Below are 14,969 nucleotides of genomic sequence, written 5' to 3' on the forward strand. Positions count from 1 at the left end.
CCTTCGGAGGGCAGCACTCTATCCAGCTGAGCTACGGGTGCGCAGACGCTTTGATATAAAGCTAAGCCGTTCTAACGCAACCACTCTTGCGTATCAATGGGGAATAAGAGGATTATGGGCAGATTATGTGAATAATCTGCTGAGGGCTTAACAAGCCATCTCCGATAACTTGCTAAGCGAACCTGTGCCTCCGCATTTCGAGTGCGGGATCTCCAAGTGATCACTTGTTTCTCCGGAGGTAAATCTACCTGTGAGGATTTGATAGTGATTGTATCCAACTTTGGGGGGCATAGTAGCGGTTATTATGTGTCACAAACAAACGGATAGGAAGGAGCCACATGTGGCGACCGTGTGCCATCTTGTCGTGCTGGTAAGTATCGAAATGCCTTCTTATGTCTCAGAAGAGCTTTTTTGCTCTGAATGATCTTCCACATGGCGTTCACGTAATTCGCGTAGTGCTTCGGTTCGCTTTTTTTGCTCCTGCTCGCGATCATTACTACTATATTGATCCACCGTTAATCGCCGCTTGCCGTTAGCGATAGCCTGCCAGTCCTCACGGATTTTTTTGATTTGTTCCGCTATTTGCACCTCCGGTGACTCAGCGCCAAGCCTAGAAATTGCTCCAAGTCCTGCGATGTTAATGTCGTATGAATTTTCTTCGACGTGTTTGGAATCGGGCGATACTCTCCATTGAACCGTTGCACGGTATATTTTCTCGCGCACTGATTGAAAGTCGTTTACGTTGGAACTCAGAATTTGGCCTGGTCGAAGAATGCTAATGTTCCAGAACGGCATATCGCTCTCCTCTTTTTCGGTCATGTAAGGAAGAGGTGGATCGAATTTAACGGTAACAGCAAAAGCTGGGGCGCTACCCGTATTATGCACTATAAGGTCAAGATGACGCCACGACCATTGGTTGGTTTCTAAGCTTGCCACCACGTTAGCTGACGATGTTGCTTTTGCCATAGCATTTGTTGCACGCGCGAGAATCCAAGTCAGAACAGCCAGCGCAAGTGTAGCGAATGCAGTAATTGCCCCGGAAATACTCCCTAAATAAGTATTGATGGATTTTAGGATCTCAATCATCGTTCACTACCCTTTTTTTCTCCCAGTCATTCACAGATACTTCTAAAAATTTAGATGCTTTATGCTTTAATGGCAAAAATCAAACTAAGAGCGCGGTATTTTATTGAGTAGGGGGCTGCAACTACGAAACCATATAGTGTCTCGTGACAATAGCTAAGTGAATAGAGTTGCTTATAAACAGTTATTTTGCTGAGAGACTACTCATTTGGCCTTGCTGCTCGCTTATGTGCGATTTGACGATTTGCTTTTCATAAGCACAATGGTGCAAATGATCGGCACAATAAGTATAAGAATAACTAATGTAGTGGGGTTAGATGCCTTACGCTTGCTTTGATGACACGAGACGTCCGCCGAATACTAGAGGTGAAAGAGCTATATACTGAGACTGTGGCGAGACGCTAACCTCTGTAATGCTGGTTGAGAATATAAACCATTGGCATCATAAGGTGGGCGATTGTGACCGATGGACACTTGCAAGTGTTGATCATGATGTCCTTATGATGCTAAATATCTGTTTTTTATTTTGAATGTATCAGTGATGAACCCGTGTGATGAATTTATAAAATATTGGGAGGAGCTGGATCTAAGTGGCCCGAGTTATGTCCATCCTCAGGATAGGCATTGGCTGCTTCAGGAAAAGCATAACGGCAAAGTAACTTTAACAGCACCTGAAACACCGCGGGAATGGGTGAATGAAAGAAGGGGGTGTAAGTTTCAGCTTGGTCTACTTCCTATGCCATATTGCGGTGATCTTCGGAATGCGGACATTATAATTTGTCTCTTAAATCCGGGACTATCTCCAGCTGATTTTTATGCAGAGAAACAGGAATTATTTCACGATAGGCTCGTAAAAAATATCAAACAAGATGCTGTGTCTGTGGCGCAGTATCCGTTTATGTTTCTCGACCCTCAATGGTGCTGGACGGCGGGTTATGATTGGTGGGCTCGCAAGCTAGATGGCACAATTGCGGAAGCCGCAAACGTTTTGAAATATGACTGGGTTGAAGCAAGTCAGCAGTTATCTACACGCATGGCAGTTATTGAGCTTTTTCCCTACCATTCGAGGATCTTTAGTCTAGGTGCAGCCCATAAAAAGATGCCGTCGTGTATAGCAGCAAAGAAATTTGTGCACTCACTCATTAATGATACAAATAAGACGATTATTGTGATGAGGCAAAGAAATGCTTGGGGGCTGGGCGAGTTAGCTGATCGAAATTGTGAATTAATTATATATAAAGACGGCGAGGAGCGTGGAGCCCATTTATCGCCTAACTCAAAAGGTGGCAAAGCAATTCTAAAGCGTCTTCTGGGTGGTAATCCTCTTGTTTAAATAAGAGATTATTATCAATAACGCGTATCAAAATAGCGTTTGCAGAGGGATGGATGCCCAAGAAACAGGTGCGTAATAAAGCTTATTACGAAGAGCGATTGCTGAAGGATTATCCGGCTTATTATGCTGATTACATCGACGGAAAATACCAGACAATTACTGAGGCGGCGGTTGCCTGTGGCTTAAAAACTCAACGCACACGGTTTCATGAGCTCAAAAACGCGTGGCAAAAAGCAAGCGCTTATGAGCGCAGAGAGTTCGAGCATTGGCTTCAGACTGAATATGGCGTCATTACACCTCATCCCACAGCTACCACGGCCGGAAGGGTGCCAATCGCAAATGGTCGCCACCTATTGCCGTGGGCTAAATCACGTATTCAAGCTGTAATGACTGCGCGTGAACTTAAAGTTGGCGCTGTTATGAAGGAAGTTGGGTTTTCGCCTTTAAATGCCTCATTAGGTCAATCATTGAAGGGGGATACCCAGTTACAGCCAGCGCTAATAACTGCACTCGAAAATTGGTTGGAAGCAAATAAGCATATTTAATCGTAGATTGATCTATGGTTATTCTCGCAGTTTTCTGTTCACTGCATCATTGAGTGATTTCAACGACCGTTCTGCATTGCTGCTTTTTGTCTGCTGGTAGAGGTCAAGTAAGACATCTGTGCATTCTAAATCATATCGTGCTTCGCTTTCATAATGCTCCTCCAAGTCGCGATCAGCGGCTCTTAAATTGGCATCAGGAATTTTGCCGAGGATTTCCATCACGCGTGTTTTGTAATCAATATACTCACTGATTGGTTTGTCACAGGTGACCGCTGCTCGTTTTAAAACTGCATACGGATAGAGTGCGAGCTTGAATGAGGTGTCTAAAGCGTCAGCCGATGCCGGTGTGATACTCAAAAAAAGTGCTGGAACGACAGCTGTAAGCATAAAACGGGACATTGGATTTTGGGCTCCCTAAGCAAAAATACGCTGCACAAAAGGGAACCCTTCTCCTAGTGCTTGAATAGCTATTTTCAAATGACCGGAAGTCCTTGATTTTGATAGGCAGGCTTAAACGGTCAACAACTAAACCCATGCCGCACGAAAGGGTTCCTTTTCGTCAAGAGGGGAACGGGTATCTTCATCTCGGAATAGCTGAATATTCCTCGCTAGTTATCCGGAATGAGTAAGATGAAGAAAATAGGATATGCCCGTGTTTCGACCAGCGATCAAAACCTTGATCTACAGCTCAGTGCATTGAAGGCCGCAGGATGTGCTAGGGTTTATACCGATCAAGGCGTGTCCGGTGCTGAATTTGAACGGGACGGTCTCAGCAAGGTGCTAAAAGCGTTACAAGCCGGAGATATGCTGGTTGTATGGCGGTTAGATCGTCTTGGGCGGTCATTGGTTGATCTGGTTCGGCTGATATCTGAATTGGGTGAGCGCGAGGTGGAGTTTCATTCCTTAAGTGAAGCGATTGATACGTCCTCATCCGGTGGACGGCTGTTATTTCATCTGCTTGCTGCGATGGCAGAGTTTGAGCGGTCATTGATCAGTGAGCGCACCAAAGCCGGAATGGAAGCTGCACGTGCACGAGGGCAAAGGATCGGGCGTAAGCCTGCCATGACAGCTACCCAGCTCCGGAGTGCACGTATCGCACTTAAGGATGGTTCGGCTTCTGTGGAGACGCTCGCCAAGCGCTATAATCTGCATCCGCGCACGTTAGTCAGAGCACTGAAGGATGTTGCGTAACAGGATACTGTTATTTGACTCGTAGCGGCTTGCTGACTCATTCCTTTGTGCAGCTTGATAGAAGTGCTGTCCGGAAGGCAGCGCGTGCAGGTGACTCTCTATGGCGTTTTCGGTCAATGTGTAGTTTGAGCCAACAATATTAAACGACCAGCGCACCAGCATAATAGAAATGCTTGCTCTATGAGACGGTTAACTCGCTTGAAGCGCTGGACTGAAACCACTCTATTCATTCCGGGGGCTCATGGATAGAAAGGATAAGATTGCGACAGAGAGCGCCTCTGGTTGAGTCATAGAGAGTCACCGGCGCGCTTGCTGAGGTTCCGCGAGGGTTTTGTTGTCCGGAAGATTTTATTTGCTGGTAAGCTGTTACGAAGGTCTCTCGTGATCCGGAAAGTTGTTTTAAAATCCGGAATGTTAATTCGTTTGTTTGTAAGGTGGCGAGTACCTATACGTTTTTTAACCCCGGAGTAGTTTTTAGGATCCGGAGATAAAAGAGAGAAAGTGTAACGGTAAGCCTATAGTTTATATATTTAAGAATAAGAAGAGATATAGGCTAACCGTTACACAAACACGCTCCGGCTTATCCTGACACACTTCCGGGAAGTTTCTTCAGTTCTGCTTGTTTAGCTCTGTGTCTCGCGGTTCGGCGGCGCTGCCCTTCTTTTCGCTTTTCATCCCGGCTATCTTTAAGAGGTGAAAGGCTACCGTAGCGCTTTACCATACGTTCGCCCACAGTCTCGCACATCGAGGTGCAGAGTTCAGCAAAGGGACAGTTTGAGCATTCCGGCGTTGTGCGATCCAAGGCCGAGGTAATACCACAGCAGCTGGGCACTAAACTAATAGACGGCAGTTTTTCAATCGGAGCTGGAGTGGGTTCTGCCCTGCGGATACTAGATCGCACGCTTTCAATGGTAGTCTTACGCAAATCCTTCGGCACCATGTAAAGTGTTTCAGACAGCGGCAAGTATCGGCGCTCAATACAGTTTTGGATAATCTTACGATCCCACTGTTGGCCGGGACGAGCAATTGCCTCACGGATAAACTCCCGGAAGTCGTCTTGGGATTGCAAACCACGATAGTTTTCGCTTCTATACTGAGGGAGATCACCTAGCTCCCGGGTGAACAGGGTAAAGTGTTCCTCGGCGTAGCTCTCAAACATTTCAAGCCAGATTTCGCCTGAATTCTTACTTCCAAACAACTGTCCGGGTCTGGGAGCAGCTCGCCATTTGCGACGACCTGCGAAATGAAAACCAAACTCAATGATTAAACCATAGGGCGCCCCCATTTGATCGGCTTTCAGACGTGTATTCCAGAACTCGGTCAATGAGGCACTTGGCTTACCAAAAAGATTGTGTCCCATCCCGCGAACCTTCTCAGCAGTTTCGGTATCTTGGTGCATCCGGGCAAAGGCTTTTGCTTTTTGACTATAAAGCTCTGCAAAGTGCTGTGTGGCGGCAAGCGGGGACATGAACTGATATTCGTAAAATTTATGCCGTGCCACCTCTCTTTCTTTTTCCAGAACATCCGGCATGATCAGCTTGCACGCTTTTGTCGAATCCATAAGGCGTTCGAACTCTTCCAAGTGAAATTTAGACATAACTTCTCCATCGCACCGAGAGGTGCGTTAAAACGGGTTAATTGTCAGTTGAGCACTAACGATTAGCCTATAGCGAAAATGAAAAGGGATGCCGGAGGTTTCTGGATTAATTTAGCAAAGTCATGATTGAAGCGGTGGCGAGCCAAAATTATTTGACGGCTTCAAAAGAACAGAGACGATGTTTTTAGCGCTCTCAATACGTTTCATCGTCCGGTTATGTATGAGGGCATAGATTAATCTACTCTATGAGCGAGAAAATACTCTGATTGGAGCTTTTTCTGTAAACTTACGGACAAGATAGCGACAACATTCTTCTTATTCCATATAAGAAGCTCATGGGCTGTAACCCTACCAGTTTATAAAGCTTAAGCCCGCTTTTGAGCTACTTTCGCACCTCTAAGTTTACATAATGGAAAGATAAGTTGCAGCTCAGGAGCGGTGGTTATGTTTCCGGATTGCTAAGGCGCCAGAAACCATCCCCTAAAATAAATCCGGATTATTCTAGGACTTCGTGAATTCCTATGGTCGTCTGAAAACTCATGAGGGTAGATTGATCTACCCTAAACGATCAACCAGATCGACTGCACGCAAATGGCTGTAGCGTTGCAACATGCGCAGTTCCTTGTGTCCGGAAATGGTTGCAGTCTCGATGACATTCAAACCCTTCTCTAAAAGGCGCGAGATTGCCTCGTGACGCAGATCGTGAAACCGGAAATCTATCATGTCAGCGCGAACACGAAGATGCTCCCACGCCTGTCCTACGGCTGATTTCGTCAAAGGGAATACACGCTGATTAATGCTGCCTTCTTGAAGCTCTATGAGCGTTCGTAAAGCAAGCTGTGATAGTGGTATGTCACGGCTTTCACCGTTCTTGGTCATATCCAAATGAGCTATCCGGCGATTAAAATCGATGTCCTGCCATTCAAGTGAAAGAATTTCGCCTTGGCGCATAGCTGTTTCAAGTGCGATGATAATGAGTGAGCGCATATAAGGATTGCGAGCAGCATCTGCTGCTTCTAATAGCTTTTGCTCTTCACCTTCTTCTAAACGTCGTTCACGTCCACGTGGCGGTGATGGTCGTCTGATCATCCGGCATGGATTTTGCATCAGATGGACACCCCACTCTTTACGACCAATATCGATGGCGTGCGCCAGAGTGTTCAGCTCTTTAAGTATTGTGGAAGTGGCTACAACCTTTAATCGTTCATCGCGATATAGTGCAATGTCTGTAGGGCTGAGCATGGCAAGCGTGCGATATGCGATTTCATGCTTCATAAGCACGCGAATGCGATAGGTCTCAGTCTGAGCACTGCGCTTGTGCGGCGTAATCTCTGTAAGATAACGCTCAAGCAATTCCCGGAGTGTCATTTTCTCGGCAAGGCGCGTATCGATGAAACCACCGCCGCGATCTAATTCAGTCTCCAGATTGCGTGCCCATTTTTCAGCGTCGGCCTTGGTGTCAAAGCTTTTGGCTCGTGGTTTGAGCCCCTTACGGCGAACCTGTGCCTGCCAGCGTCCACGTAATTTACGAATTGTAGCCATAGAAACTCCATACGGTATTTCTACAGTCTCTAGGACGCCCCTTTATAGGTGCCAAGGAGGAAACCAGAACGGGAGCTTGACGGCGTTGGTCGGCTCAGCATCATGATCGCAAGACCGGAAACATAGGTGCCATGGAGAGTGGCGAGGTTGTGCCGATTGACCCGTTTTATGACTGAAAAACACGTCGGAACATCGAGGGAACCAAGGTTTTTAAAATTGCCTCATCCTGATTTTCAGGGCAGCTCTTTGTCGTAGATACGCAAGCAATATGAATGCTGACAACATTTATCTGCCTGAGTGGTGGGGATGTGCCTGAATACAATTGTTACGCTATAAAAGCGTGATCACCTTGTTTAAGGTATTGAAATAATAAGAATATTTTAGAGCTTGATCGCAGCCTTCGGACTCTTCGGAGGGCAGCACTCTATCCAGCTGAGCTACGGGTGCGCAGACGCTTTGATATAAAGCTAAGCCGTTCTAACGCAACCACTCTTGCGTATCAATGGGGAAAAATCCAATTATTTGTAGTTTATGTGCGTAACTTCGTTGTTCAGATTAAAGAATGATGTCGCTAAATCTGTAGGGCACTCGCCAGTCACATTGCAGCTTTTATGGGGCAATATGCGTAATCTGTAAGCGATATGGAGATTACGCATATTGTATTGTTAGGCAGTAGGAGCCGTTACTCTAATGTGTTGCTTCTCGCTGATTGAAAATTAGCCGCTGTTTGCCGGCTTGGAAGCCGAGAAATGCCATTGCCCCACAAAGAATAATGCAAATTATCAGTGTTAATGCCCAGCCTTGAGACTTGTCATGAATTAAGCCTGCAAGCGGAGGTGCTGCCGCAGCAATAAGATAGCCTACACATTGTGCCATGCCTGACAATGCTGCTGCCTGATGAGCGTTCGCTGAACGTAAAGCGATAAATGCCAAAGCAAGAATGAATGTTGCACCGGCGCCAAAACCGAATAATGCGACCCAGAGCACATTCCATGCTGGTAAAAGTAGCAGGCCGAAGAGCGAAATTGCTGTCATTGCCGCTAATGAAAGTGCAATAATTCTCTGATCTCTGAAACGGCTTAATACGGCACCAAATATTAGTCCCGGAATTGCCGTGGCAAACTGAGATACGCCATGCAGCGAGCCCGCTACTGCAGGTGAATAGCCGGATTCAGCCAATATCATTGGCAACCATGCAACAATTACATAATAGACCAGAGAGTTAAGACCAAAAAACAGGGTAACCTGCCATGCAAGCGGTGACTTCCAGATTTTCTCATTTTGTATGGAGCTGGTTGAGGCTTGCGATGGTGCTGTATGATTGGAGAGCTGTGGTAGCCAGACAATCATTGCGATGACGGGAAACAGGGCGAAAGATGCCAGAGCCCAGTTCCAGCCGTTAATAAACATAGCAGCAATCGGGATAGCAGTAGCAGAAGCAAAAGCAGCTGCTGCGCCGGCCGTTACAGAGTAAGCGCCTGTCAGAGATGCAATGCGATCGGGAAAATCGCGCTTAAGAAGGCTTGGCAGCAGAACATTGGCAAATGCAATCCCGACACCGATCAGTGCTGTTCCCGCAAAGAGGCACCATACATTGCCTAATGAGCGTGTAATAATGCCTGATGTAATCAGCAGTAGTGCACCAAAAAGACTGCGTTCCAATCCGTATTTTCGGGCAAATAAAACTGAGAATGGTGATGTAAGAGCAAAAGCGAGCAGGGGCAGGGTTGTCAGAATACCGGCTTCAGCTGTGCCGAGAGAGAAACTGGCGCGTACCATATCCAATACAGGTGCAATGCCGGTAATCGGCGCTCTGATAGTGGTTGCGATTAATAATATGCCGATAATCAATAAGAGTGATCGTGCGTTAAGAGGCTTTTTTGTCGTCATTTGGGGTATTCACCTTTCTGCCTCCCTTCTAAAGAATTGCGTTGATGCTGAATTTAGTTATAGTGACATTTTATCGCTAAATTCTGCCAAAGCCCTATGCCATCTTACTCTGCACATACTGATTTTGATCCGGACAGGACCGATCGCCCTGCCGTTGCTTTACATCTGGAGCTTAAAGATTATGCGACAGAAATTCCTGCACACCGGCATCGCAAGGGACAGCTTGTGCTGGCTTTGCACGGGGCGGTGACATGTCATGTTGCTGATGGCTGGTGGATTGTTCCGGCCAATTGCGGCGTGTGGATTCCGGGCGGTATGGAGCATAGCAATTTCACAACCGCTAATGCGCAACTGTCATTTTTGTTTGTGGAGCCTGATGCGGCGGCATTACCGGCACAGTGTTGTACGTTTTCAGTATCGCCGATGATCCGTGAAATGATCGGGCACCTTGCAAAACAAGCACCGGATTATGAAGCCGGAAGCCATACAGACAGGCTGGTCAGAGTTTTATTGGATGAATTGGTACTGATGCCGAAAGAGGATTTTCACTTGCCGATTTCAGAGCATCCGAAAATCAGAAAAATTGCTGAAGGTTTTGCGAATAATCCGGCCGATCGTAGTACTTTGGCGCAATGGGCGGAGCGGGTTGCTGTCAGTGAACGCTCATTGGCGCGGTTGATGTTGCAGGAAACAGGAATGACCTTTGGCCGTTGGCGCCAGCAATTTCATCTTATGCTGGCGCTACGTGAAATTTCGGCCGGTGTTTCCGTCCAAAATGTATCGGCAATACTTGGCTATGAATCTGTCACGGCCTTTATCACAATGTTCAAAAAAGCTTTGGGGCAGACCCCGACACGATATCTGCCGGTACACAAAAATAAGTGAGCAGAGCTGGCTATTCTGTACGCCTTTTTTGAAATTCCTTTGGTACCCAAATCCCTGGCTGCGGATCTACGATTGCACTGAGTGCACGGGCATAATCAAGCACCAAACCTGGTGTCCATGCCATGGATTCAGCACGTTTACGTATCAGGCTGGCTGCCCAGAGTTCCGGGTAAACAATTGCACGCAATGCAGAAAATACCGGCCAGCGCTTATGCCGATAAACACCCTCCAGTGCAGCATCAAGTGCATCAGCGACAACACTGGAGCAATTGCGGTTGGTCAAATTGTAGGTATTATCTGCTTTATAAGTGTTCCAAAACGCACGTAACTTATTTTCATCGATATTTTTAATGATGACTTGTACGGTAGATTCACACCAGCCTTCGGCCTCAGATTTGTAGTCAGTTAAGTACCGGCCTTCGATATTATTATCTGCGGTCGCACGCAAAGTACGGCTGAATTCATTAGGAGAGCGATCAATCTCAACGGCCGGATAATGACTGATATACAGATCCGGTTGCAGTTCCAGTGCTGCGTGGCCGGTGGAAATAACACCATTTGCATCTACCGCTGCAATATAACGGCTGATGGCGCGCTGCCGTAGCGGTGTCATGGCTGTGCCGGTTGGTGTCCAGACGTGAACAATGAGTTCTCCGCGCTTTGTTATTACCTGCGGGTGATGGTGATGCGTAGTTATCGCGGAAAGAAGGCTGCTCCGTCCGAATAAACGGGACAGGGGCGCACCGGCTTCCAGACTATGAATACGCCATGCCACATGAATAATACCAAGGCTGGAGAGGATCAGCACGGCGCCGACATTAGCGCCTACAGTGCCTTCATACCATGTCGGCCAAGGCTGTAACGTTGCAATGGCCAGTATAAGTTCGAACACGCCACCGGCAATACCAATTTTCCAGCGCGGAAAACGCACAACCCAGGCGCTGGCAATACGCATTGTACCGTCAATGAGAAAGCAAAGACCAAAGACGAGCGCAAGCAGGAAATTCGTGGCGGGCGTAGATGTGAAAATCAAGGCGGAAACGGCGAGTAATGCAATGCCTTGCACAATGCGCATCTGTTTAGCTGTACCTTCACTGCCGGCGGCAGCAAGCAGGCTTATTGCTGCTTCAGGCAGCAGGAAATATGCGAATGTATAGGGGTGAAGATAAGTGTCGCCGTCTAATGCATCAATAAAGATTGCTAAACCGAGCAGGAGCCAGCAAACGCCGATAGTAAACAACGTTTTCCAATGTCTCAGGATGATTTCCCGGCCAAGAAAAAGAAACAGGATTCGTATCATGCAGGCGTCTCAATTGATTTGATTTTAGCTAATCTTTGTTATGAAAGTGAATTGATATATTTATTTTAAAATAATTACTACGATATTTATAATAGTACAGACAGATCAATAGATCGGGAAAATGTTCTGCTTAAGGCGGCTTGTTTTAGCCTGATAGGGCATAAAATTGCTGTAAATCATAATCTTGACTTGGCAGTCTCCCAATTATGCCGCATTCCGCCGCGAAGCATAAGCATCATTTTACTATGGGGATTATAATGCTTCGTACTTTGCGCTTTTTTGACAAAAGTCTTGTTGCAGCTGTTGCTATGACAGCTTGTGCTTCACCTGTACTTGCGGCCGGCAGTGATAAGGAGCAACGTATTGAGGTTGCATTTGTTCTTGATACAACCGGCTCTATGGCTGGTCTGATTGACGGCGCAAAGAAAAAAATCTGGTCGATTGCCAATACAATCATCGATGTGAATCCGGACGCTGATATTCGTATGGCCTTGGTGGCCTATCGCGACCGTGGTGACGAATATGTCCTGAAAACCTATGATATGAGCGCAGACGTGCAGGGGCTCTATGGTAAGCTGATCAAGCTGGAGGCAGATGGCGGTGGTGATACGCCGGAATCGGTTAATGAAGCGCTGGATGAATCTGTTCGTAAACTAAAATGGACTAAGAACGACAATACCAAGCGGATTATCTTCCTTGTCGGCGATGCGCCGCCACACATGGATTATCCGAATACATGGCAATATCCTCAAATTCTGAAGCGTGCGAAAGAAGACAAAATCACCGTTAATACAATTCAGGCCGGTGATGATCCTGACACAACGAAAGTCTGGCGCGAAATTGCACAGCTTGGCCACGGGCGTTATATGGCCATTCCGCAGGATGGCGGCAATATCACCGTTATTGAGACGCCTTTTGATAATGAAATTATCACCGTTCAGCAGGATATTGATAAAACCGTTATTGCTTACGGTAATCGTAGCGTACAGGCAGAATTGCAGAGCAAGATGGATGCCAAAGCCGCAGCGCCTGCCGCTGTAAAGGTTGATAACTCACGTTATTACGCCAAAAAAGGCGGTGCGAAAGAGGTTGTTACCGGTGGCGGTGATCTTGTTGCCGATGTGAAAAATGGCAAACAAAAACTGGATGCCGTGAAAGACGAGGAATTGCCGGATAATATGCGCGGTAAATCCGGACAGGAAAAGCAGGACATTCTGGATAAGAACGCGCAAGAGCGTACAAAGCTGGAGGAAAAAATGGCTGATCTTGTTACAAAACGGGACACATTTATCGCTAAAAAGCAGGCTGAGCAAAGCGACGATAAAGAAACAGATTCATTTGACGCCGCAGTCACGGAAACGCTTGTCGAGCAGCTGAAATAATCTTTTTCTAACACAGACACTTCGCCCAATCGGGCGAGGTGTCTTTCGATTAAAGATAAATGAGCGGTGAAAGGCAGAGCGTCATCGCTATCAAGGCAATATTGCTGCGATGATAAAATAATGCCCATAGGCCAAAGATCATCGCTATGGGCGCGGTGAAAATGCAATATATAATTGCATAACCATCATTGCCCGAGCCAAAGATAATCAGGTAGTAGAATATAAAAGCGGTTATGGCACCGAAGATCAGGGCGATAATCGCTGAGAGGCACCAGTTTTGTTTTCGGGGCGATGTTTGCTGGTTCATATGCCGAAAGCAATGCGCTCAATATGACCTTTATCGGATAGACGGTACAGCGCATCTTGAGGGACTTCCAGCTTCAGTGCGTCATTTTTTGGGATATTGGCGTGTATGCTGCGAATTATTCTGCCGGTCACACCGTGGGATACGATGATTTTGATTGGCGCACTGTGATTTGCAATCTCTGACAAAGCGTCCTGAGTGCGGGCAAGAATATCATCATAAGTTTCCCCGTCCGGTGAATGGAGGAACCATTCATGATGCTCCAGCCCGTCACGGGCATTCGGCCATTCTTGCTCTATCTCATAATCCGTCAGGCCTTCCCATGATCCCATACCGATTTCCATCAAGCGCGGATCAAGTTGCATTTCGTTCTGGTAACCGATTTTCTCCGCAATGATTTTAGCCGTGTCATGGGCTCTGCCAAGCGGGCTGCAGAAAACGGCGATATCATTATCAGCGATAATTCCGCGCAGTGTTTCACCAGCCGCTGCGGCTTGACGGAGACCAAGCGCTGTCAGGGGAGAGTCCACTTGTCCTTGCCAGCGTGCGGCAGCATTGAAAACAGTCTGACCATGACGAACTAAATAAATCACGCTGGCTCACTCCTTGAAACAAAACTCGGCATCTTGATATGAAATGTTATATGTGCCGATCACAGTATCTTTAAGCATTACATACGAGCCAAGAGATTGATGGTTTGGGAAGGTATATTCTGCCTGCTTCATCAAGACAGCTACAATGATAACAGTCGCACGGGGACTGTTATCATTACTATCATTACGGGGAGCCTACGATTTCACCAATAAAATCGGATGTTTTATTGTAATGTATATGCGGTCGTTTTAGCTCCCCCGCGAGTGATTATGATGTTGACTGTCAGAAATTGCAGTCAATTATTGTGGAAAAGACAGCCCGTTAGAATAGGCTTCCATTTCACTTGCAAACACCCAGCCTTGGGGGCAGCCTGCATAGCCCTTCTGGCTATCATTCTGACATTTAGCCATTGTACTTTGATGTTCTTTTGGAAGCGGCTGCGGTTTTTTGCACAGTTCTTCATCTTTGCACTCCGGACCATAATCCATCGGAAGAGCCATGACGTAATATTCTGTGTCTGTCACATTCACCTGAGCAACTGCTTTGATGCAAACCAATTGATTAGGTGCCAGTGTGCCTTCAGTTTTTCCGTCAGTACCTGTTGTCGCAACGCCTTTTCTCAAAGTAATCGATTTATCATTTATACGGCCATAATAAGGTGCATTTATGCAGCTTCCGTAGATTCGCACGTTGTAGAAATCACCGCTTTCAACATTACCCGCAGTACAGGCGTCGCTTTTGCTTGTGTCGCAAGTGATCCCTGCTGCTTGTTGAAGTTCGGTTCGCTCCTCGGCGGATAAATCTCCTGAATTTGATGAAGCTGCCCAAATTGGCGAAGATGATAAAGACATCACGCTGAGAGCAATCGTAATTCCGTACAATGATTTTTTTAAGGTGGTCATCGTAGAGCTCCAGAATTCTATTTAATGCTAGCGCCATGCGTGAGAATTGCACCCCACTGCCACAACATGAATTTCGAGGGTTTCCTTCTAAACTGAAACAGAATTGCAGGCAAGAAAAGCTCTAACGCGTTTGCACCACAGAAATACAGAACTGGATAATCAGGTTGGAGCGCCCGCTATCTCTGTTATCAAACGTGAAAATCGTATCTAAGGGAAGGCTGGGGCAGGCGTATTTGTGAGCCTTATTGTTTAGTAAGATTTTCGAAAAGAAATCTACGATTATGCGATCGTATCGGTTTTTAAAATTGATGAAAATATTGAGAAAAGTGGTGCGGACGGCGCGGCTTGAACTATAAGTGAAAAGCCCAGATTTGCGCGGTTTAAGTTGAGATTACGTTGTTAATTCTTACACAGTTTCTTA

14 protein-coding genes are annotated in these 14,969 nt (G+C 46.6%); 5 read left to right on the forward strand and 9 right to left on the reverse strand.

Going from position 1 to position 14,969, the window contains the following annotated elements:
- Positions 1 to 390: 390 nt before the first annotated feature.
- The gene (locus tag DFR47_RS21075) at positions 391 to 1,086 is read right to left on the reverse strand and encodes a hypothetical protein (protein ID WP_113946484.1); all 696 of its coding nucleotides are present in this window, start codon (positions 1,084 to 1,086) and stop codon (positions 391 to 393) included.
- 538 nt (positions 1,087 to 1,624) lie between these two features.
- Here DFR47_RS21075 and DFR47_RS21080 point away from each other — a divergent pair.
- A complete protein-coding gene (locus DFR47_RS21080; protein WP_113946485.1) occupies positions 1,625 to 2,416 on the forward strand; it encodes a hypothetical protein in 792 nt (263 codons plus the stop codon).
- Positions 2,417 to 2,469: 53 nt separating this feature from the next.
- Positions 2,470 to 2,961, forward strand: a complete 492-nt coding sequence (locus DFR47_RS21085; protein ID WP_113946486.1) for a hypothetical protein — start codon at positions 2,470 to 2,472, stop codon at positions 2,959 to 2,961.
- A gap of 18 nt (positions 2,962 to 2,979) precedes the next feature.
- On the opposite strand, the gene DFR47_RS21090 is transcribed toward DFR47_RS21085, so the two are convergent.
- A complete protein-coding gene (locus DFR47_RS21090) occupies positions 2,980 to 3,360 on the reverse strand; it encodes a hypothetical protein (RefSeq protein ID WP_113946487.1) in 381 nt (126 codons plus the stop codon).
- Positions 3,361 to 3,591: 231 nt separating this feature from the next.
- Between DFR47_RS21090 and DFR47_RS21095 the strand changes: the two genes are divergently transcribed.
- Entirely contained in the window at positions 3,592 to 4,152 is a 561-nt protein-coding gene (locus tag DFR47_RS21095; RefSeq protein ID WP_113946488.1) for a recombinase family protein, read from the forward strand.
- A 580-nt stretch (positions 4,153 to 4,732) separates the two neighbouring features.
- Here DFR47_RS21095 and DFR47_RS21100 read toward each other — a convergent pair.
- The 3 genes from DFR47_RS21100 to DFR47_RS21110 form a co-directional block, all read right to left on the reverse strand.
- Entirely contained in the window at positions 4,733 to 5,749 is a 1,017-nt protein-coding gene (locus DFR47_RS21100) for a hypothetical protein (protein ID WP_113946489.1), read from the reverse strand.
- A 555-nt stretch (positions 5,750 to 6,304) separates the two neighbouring features.
- Complete coding sequence (locus DFR47_RS21105; protein ID WP_113946490.1) at positions 6,305 to 7,291, reverse strand: integrase; 987 nt, start codon at positions 7,289 to 7,291, stop codon at positions 6,305 to 6,307.
- Between the two features lie 687 nt (positions 7,292 to 7,978).
- The gene (locus DFR47_RS21110; protein ID WP_113946491.1) at positions 7,979 to 9,181 is read right to left on the reverse strand and encodes an MFS transporter; all 1,203 of its coding nucleotides are present in this window, start codon (positions 9,179 to 9,181) and stop codon (positions 7,979 to 7,981) included.
- Between the two features lie 96 nt (positions 9,182 to 9,277).
- On the opposite strand from DFR47_RS21110, the gene DFR47_RS21115 reads away from it, so the two are divergent.
- The gene (locus DFR47_RS21115; RefSeq protein ID WP_113946492.1) at positions 9,278 to 10,066 is read left to right on the forward strand and encodes an AraC family transcriptional regulator; all 789 of its coding nucleotides are present in this window, start codon (positions 9,278 to 9,280) and stop codon (positions 10,064 to 10,066) included.
- Between the two features lie 10 nt (positions 10,067 to 10,076).
- Here the strand turns inward: DFR47_RS21115 and DFR47_RS21120 are convergent, their stop codons facing one another.
- The gene (locus DFR47_RS21120) at positions 10,077 to 11,306 is read right to left on the reverse strand and encodes an HdeD family acid-resistance protein (protein ID WP_113946497.1); all 1,230 of its coding nucleotides are present in this window, start codon (positions 11,304 to 11,306) and stop codon (positions 10,077 to 10,079) included.
- 317 nt (positions 11,307 to 11,623) lie between these two features.
- Here DFR47_RS21120 and DFR47_RS21125 point away from each other — a divergent pair, with 317 nt between their 5' ends.
- Positions 11,624 to 12,748: a vWA domain-containing protein gene (locus DFR47_RS21125; RefSeq protein WP_113946493.1), complete on the forward strand. Its 1,125-nt coding sequence runs from the start codon at positions 11,624 to 11,626 to the stop codon at positions 12,746 to 12,748.
- Positions 12,749 to 12,797: 49 nt separating this feature from the next.
- On the opposite strand, the gene DFR47_RS21130 is transcribed toward DFR47_RS21125, so the two are convergent.
- The 3 genes from DFR47_RS21130 to DFR47_RS21140 all read right to left on the reverse strand — a co-directional run bounded on the left by DFR47_RS21130 (position 12,798) and on the right by DFR47_RS21140 (position 14,548).
- Complete coding sequence (locus DFR47_RS21130; protein WP_113946494.1) at positions 12,798 to 13,055, reverse strand: hypothetical protein; 258 nt, start codon at positions 13,053 to 13,055, stop codon at positions 12,798 to 12,800.
- On the reverse strand, positions 13,052 to 13,645 hold the full coding sequence (locus DFR47_RS21135; protein WP_113946495.1) for a histidine phosphatase family protein: 594 nt from the start codon (positions 13,643 to 13,645) through the stop codon (positions 13,052 to 13,054). Before DFR47_RS21135 ends, DFR47_RS21130 begins: the two co-directional genes overlap by 4 nt.
- Positions 13,646 to 13,945: 300 nt before the next feature.
- Positions 13,946 to 14,548, reverse strand: a complete 603-nt coding sequence (locus DFR47_RS21140) for a hypothetical protein (RefSeq protein ID WP_113946496.1) — start codon at positions 14,546 to 14,548, stop codon at positions 13,946 to 13,948.
- Positions 14,549 to 14,969 lie beyond the last annotated feature (421 nt).

The organism is Pseudochrobactrum asaccharolyticum (assembly GCF_003314995.1).
Lineage (GTDB): Bacteria > Pseudomonadota > Alphaproteobacteria > Rhizobiales > Rhizobiaceae > Pseudochrobactrum > Pseudochrobactrum asaccharolyticum.

Bases quoted from the DNA above. Each gene is read 5' to 3' on its own strand.
- DFR47_RS21130 (WP_113946494.1), bottom strand. From the start codon at position 13,055: ATGAACCAGCAAACATCGCCCCGAAAACAAAACTGGTGCCTCTCAGCG.
- DFR47_RS21110 (WP_113946491.1), bottom strand. From the start codon at position 9,181: ATGACGACAAAAAAGCCTCTTAACGCACGATCACTCTTATTGATTATC.
- DFR47_RS21095 (WP_113946488.1), top strand. From the start codon at position 3,592: ATGAAGAAAATAGGATATGCCCGTGTTTCGACCAGCGATCAAAACCTT.
- DFR47_RS21115 (WP_113946492.1), top strand. From the start codon at position 9,278: ATGCCATCTTACTCTGCACATACTGATTTTGATCCGGACAGGACCGAT.
- DFR47_RS21080 (WP_113946485.1), top strand. From the start codon at position 1,625: ATGAACCCGTGTGATGAATTTATAAAATATTGGGAGGAGCTGGATCTA.
- DFR47_RS21125 (WP_113946493.1), top strand. From the start codon at position 11,624: ATGCTTCGTACTTTGCGCTTTTTTGACAAAAGTCTTGTTGCAGCTGTT.
- DFR47_RS21100 (WP_113946489.1), bottom strand. From the start codon at position 5,749: ATGTCTAAATTTCACTTGGAAGAGTTCGAACGCCTTATGGATTCGACA.
- DFR47_RS21090 (WP_113946487.1), bottom strand. From the start codon at position 3,360: ATGTCCCGTTTTATGCTTACAGCTGTCGTTCCAGCACTTTTTTTGAGT.
- DFR47_RS21085 (WP_113946486.1), top strand. From the start codon at position 2,470: ATGCCCAAGAAACAGGTGCGTAATAAAGCTTATTACGAAGAGCGATTG.
- DFR47_RS21075 (WP_113946484.1), bottom strand. From the start codon at position 1,086: ATGATTGAGATCCTAAAATCCATCAATACTTATTTAGGGAGTATTTCC.
- DFR47_RS21140 (WP_113946496.1), bottom strand. From the start codon at position 14,548: ATGACCACCTTAAAAAAATCATTGTACGGAATTACGATTGCTCTCAGC.
- DFR47_RS21105 (WP_113946490.1), bottom strand. From the start codon at position 7,291: ATGGCTACAATTCGTAAATTACGTGGACGCTGGCAGGCACAGGTTCGC.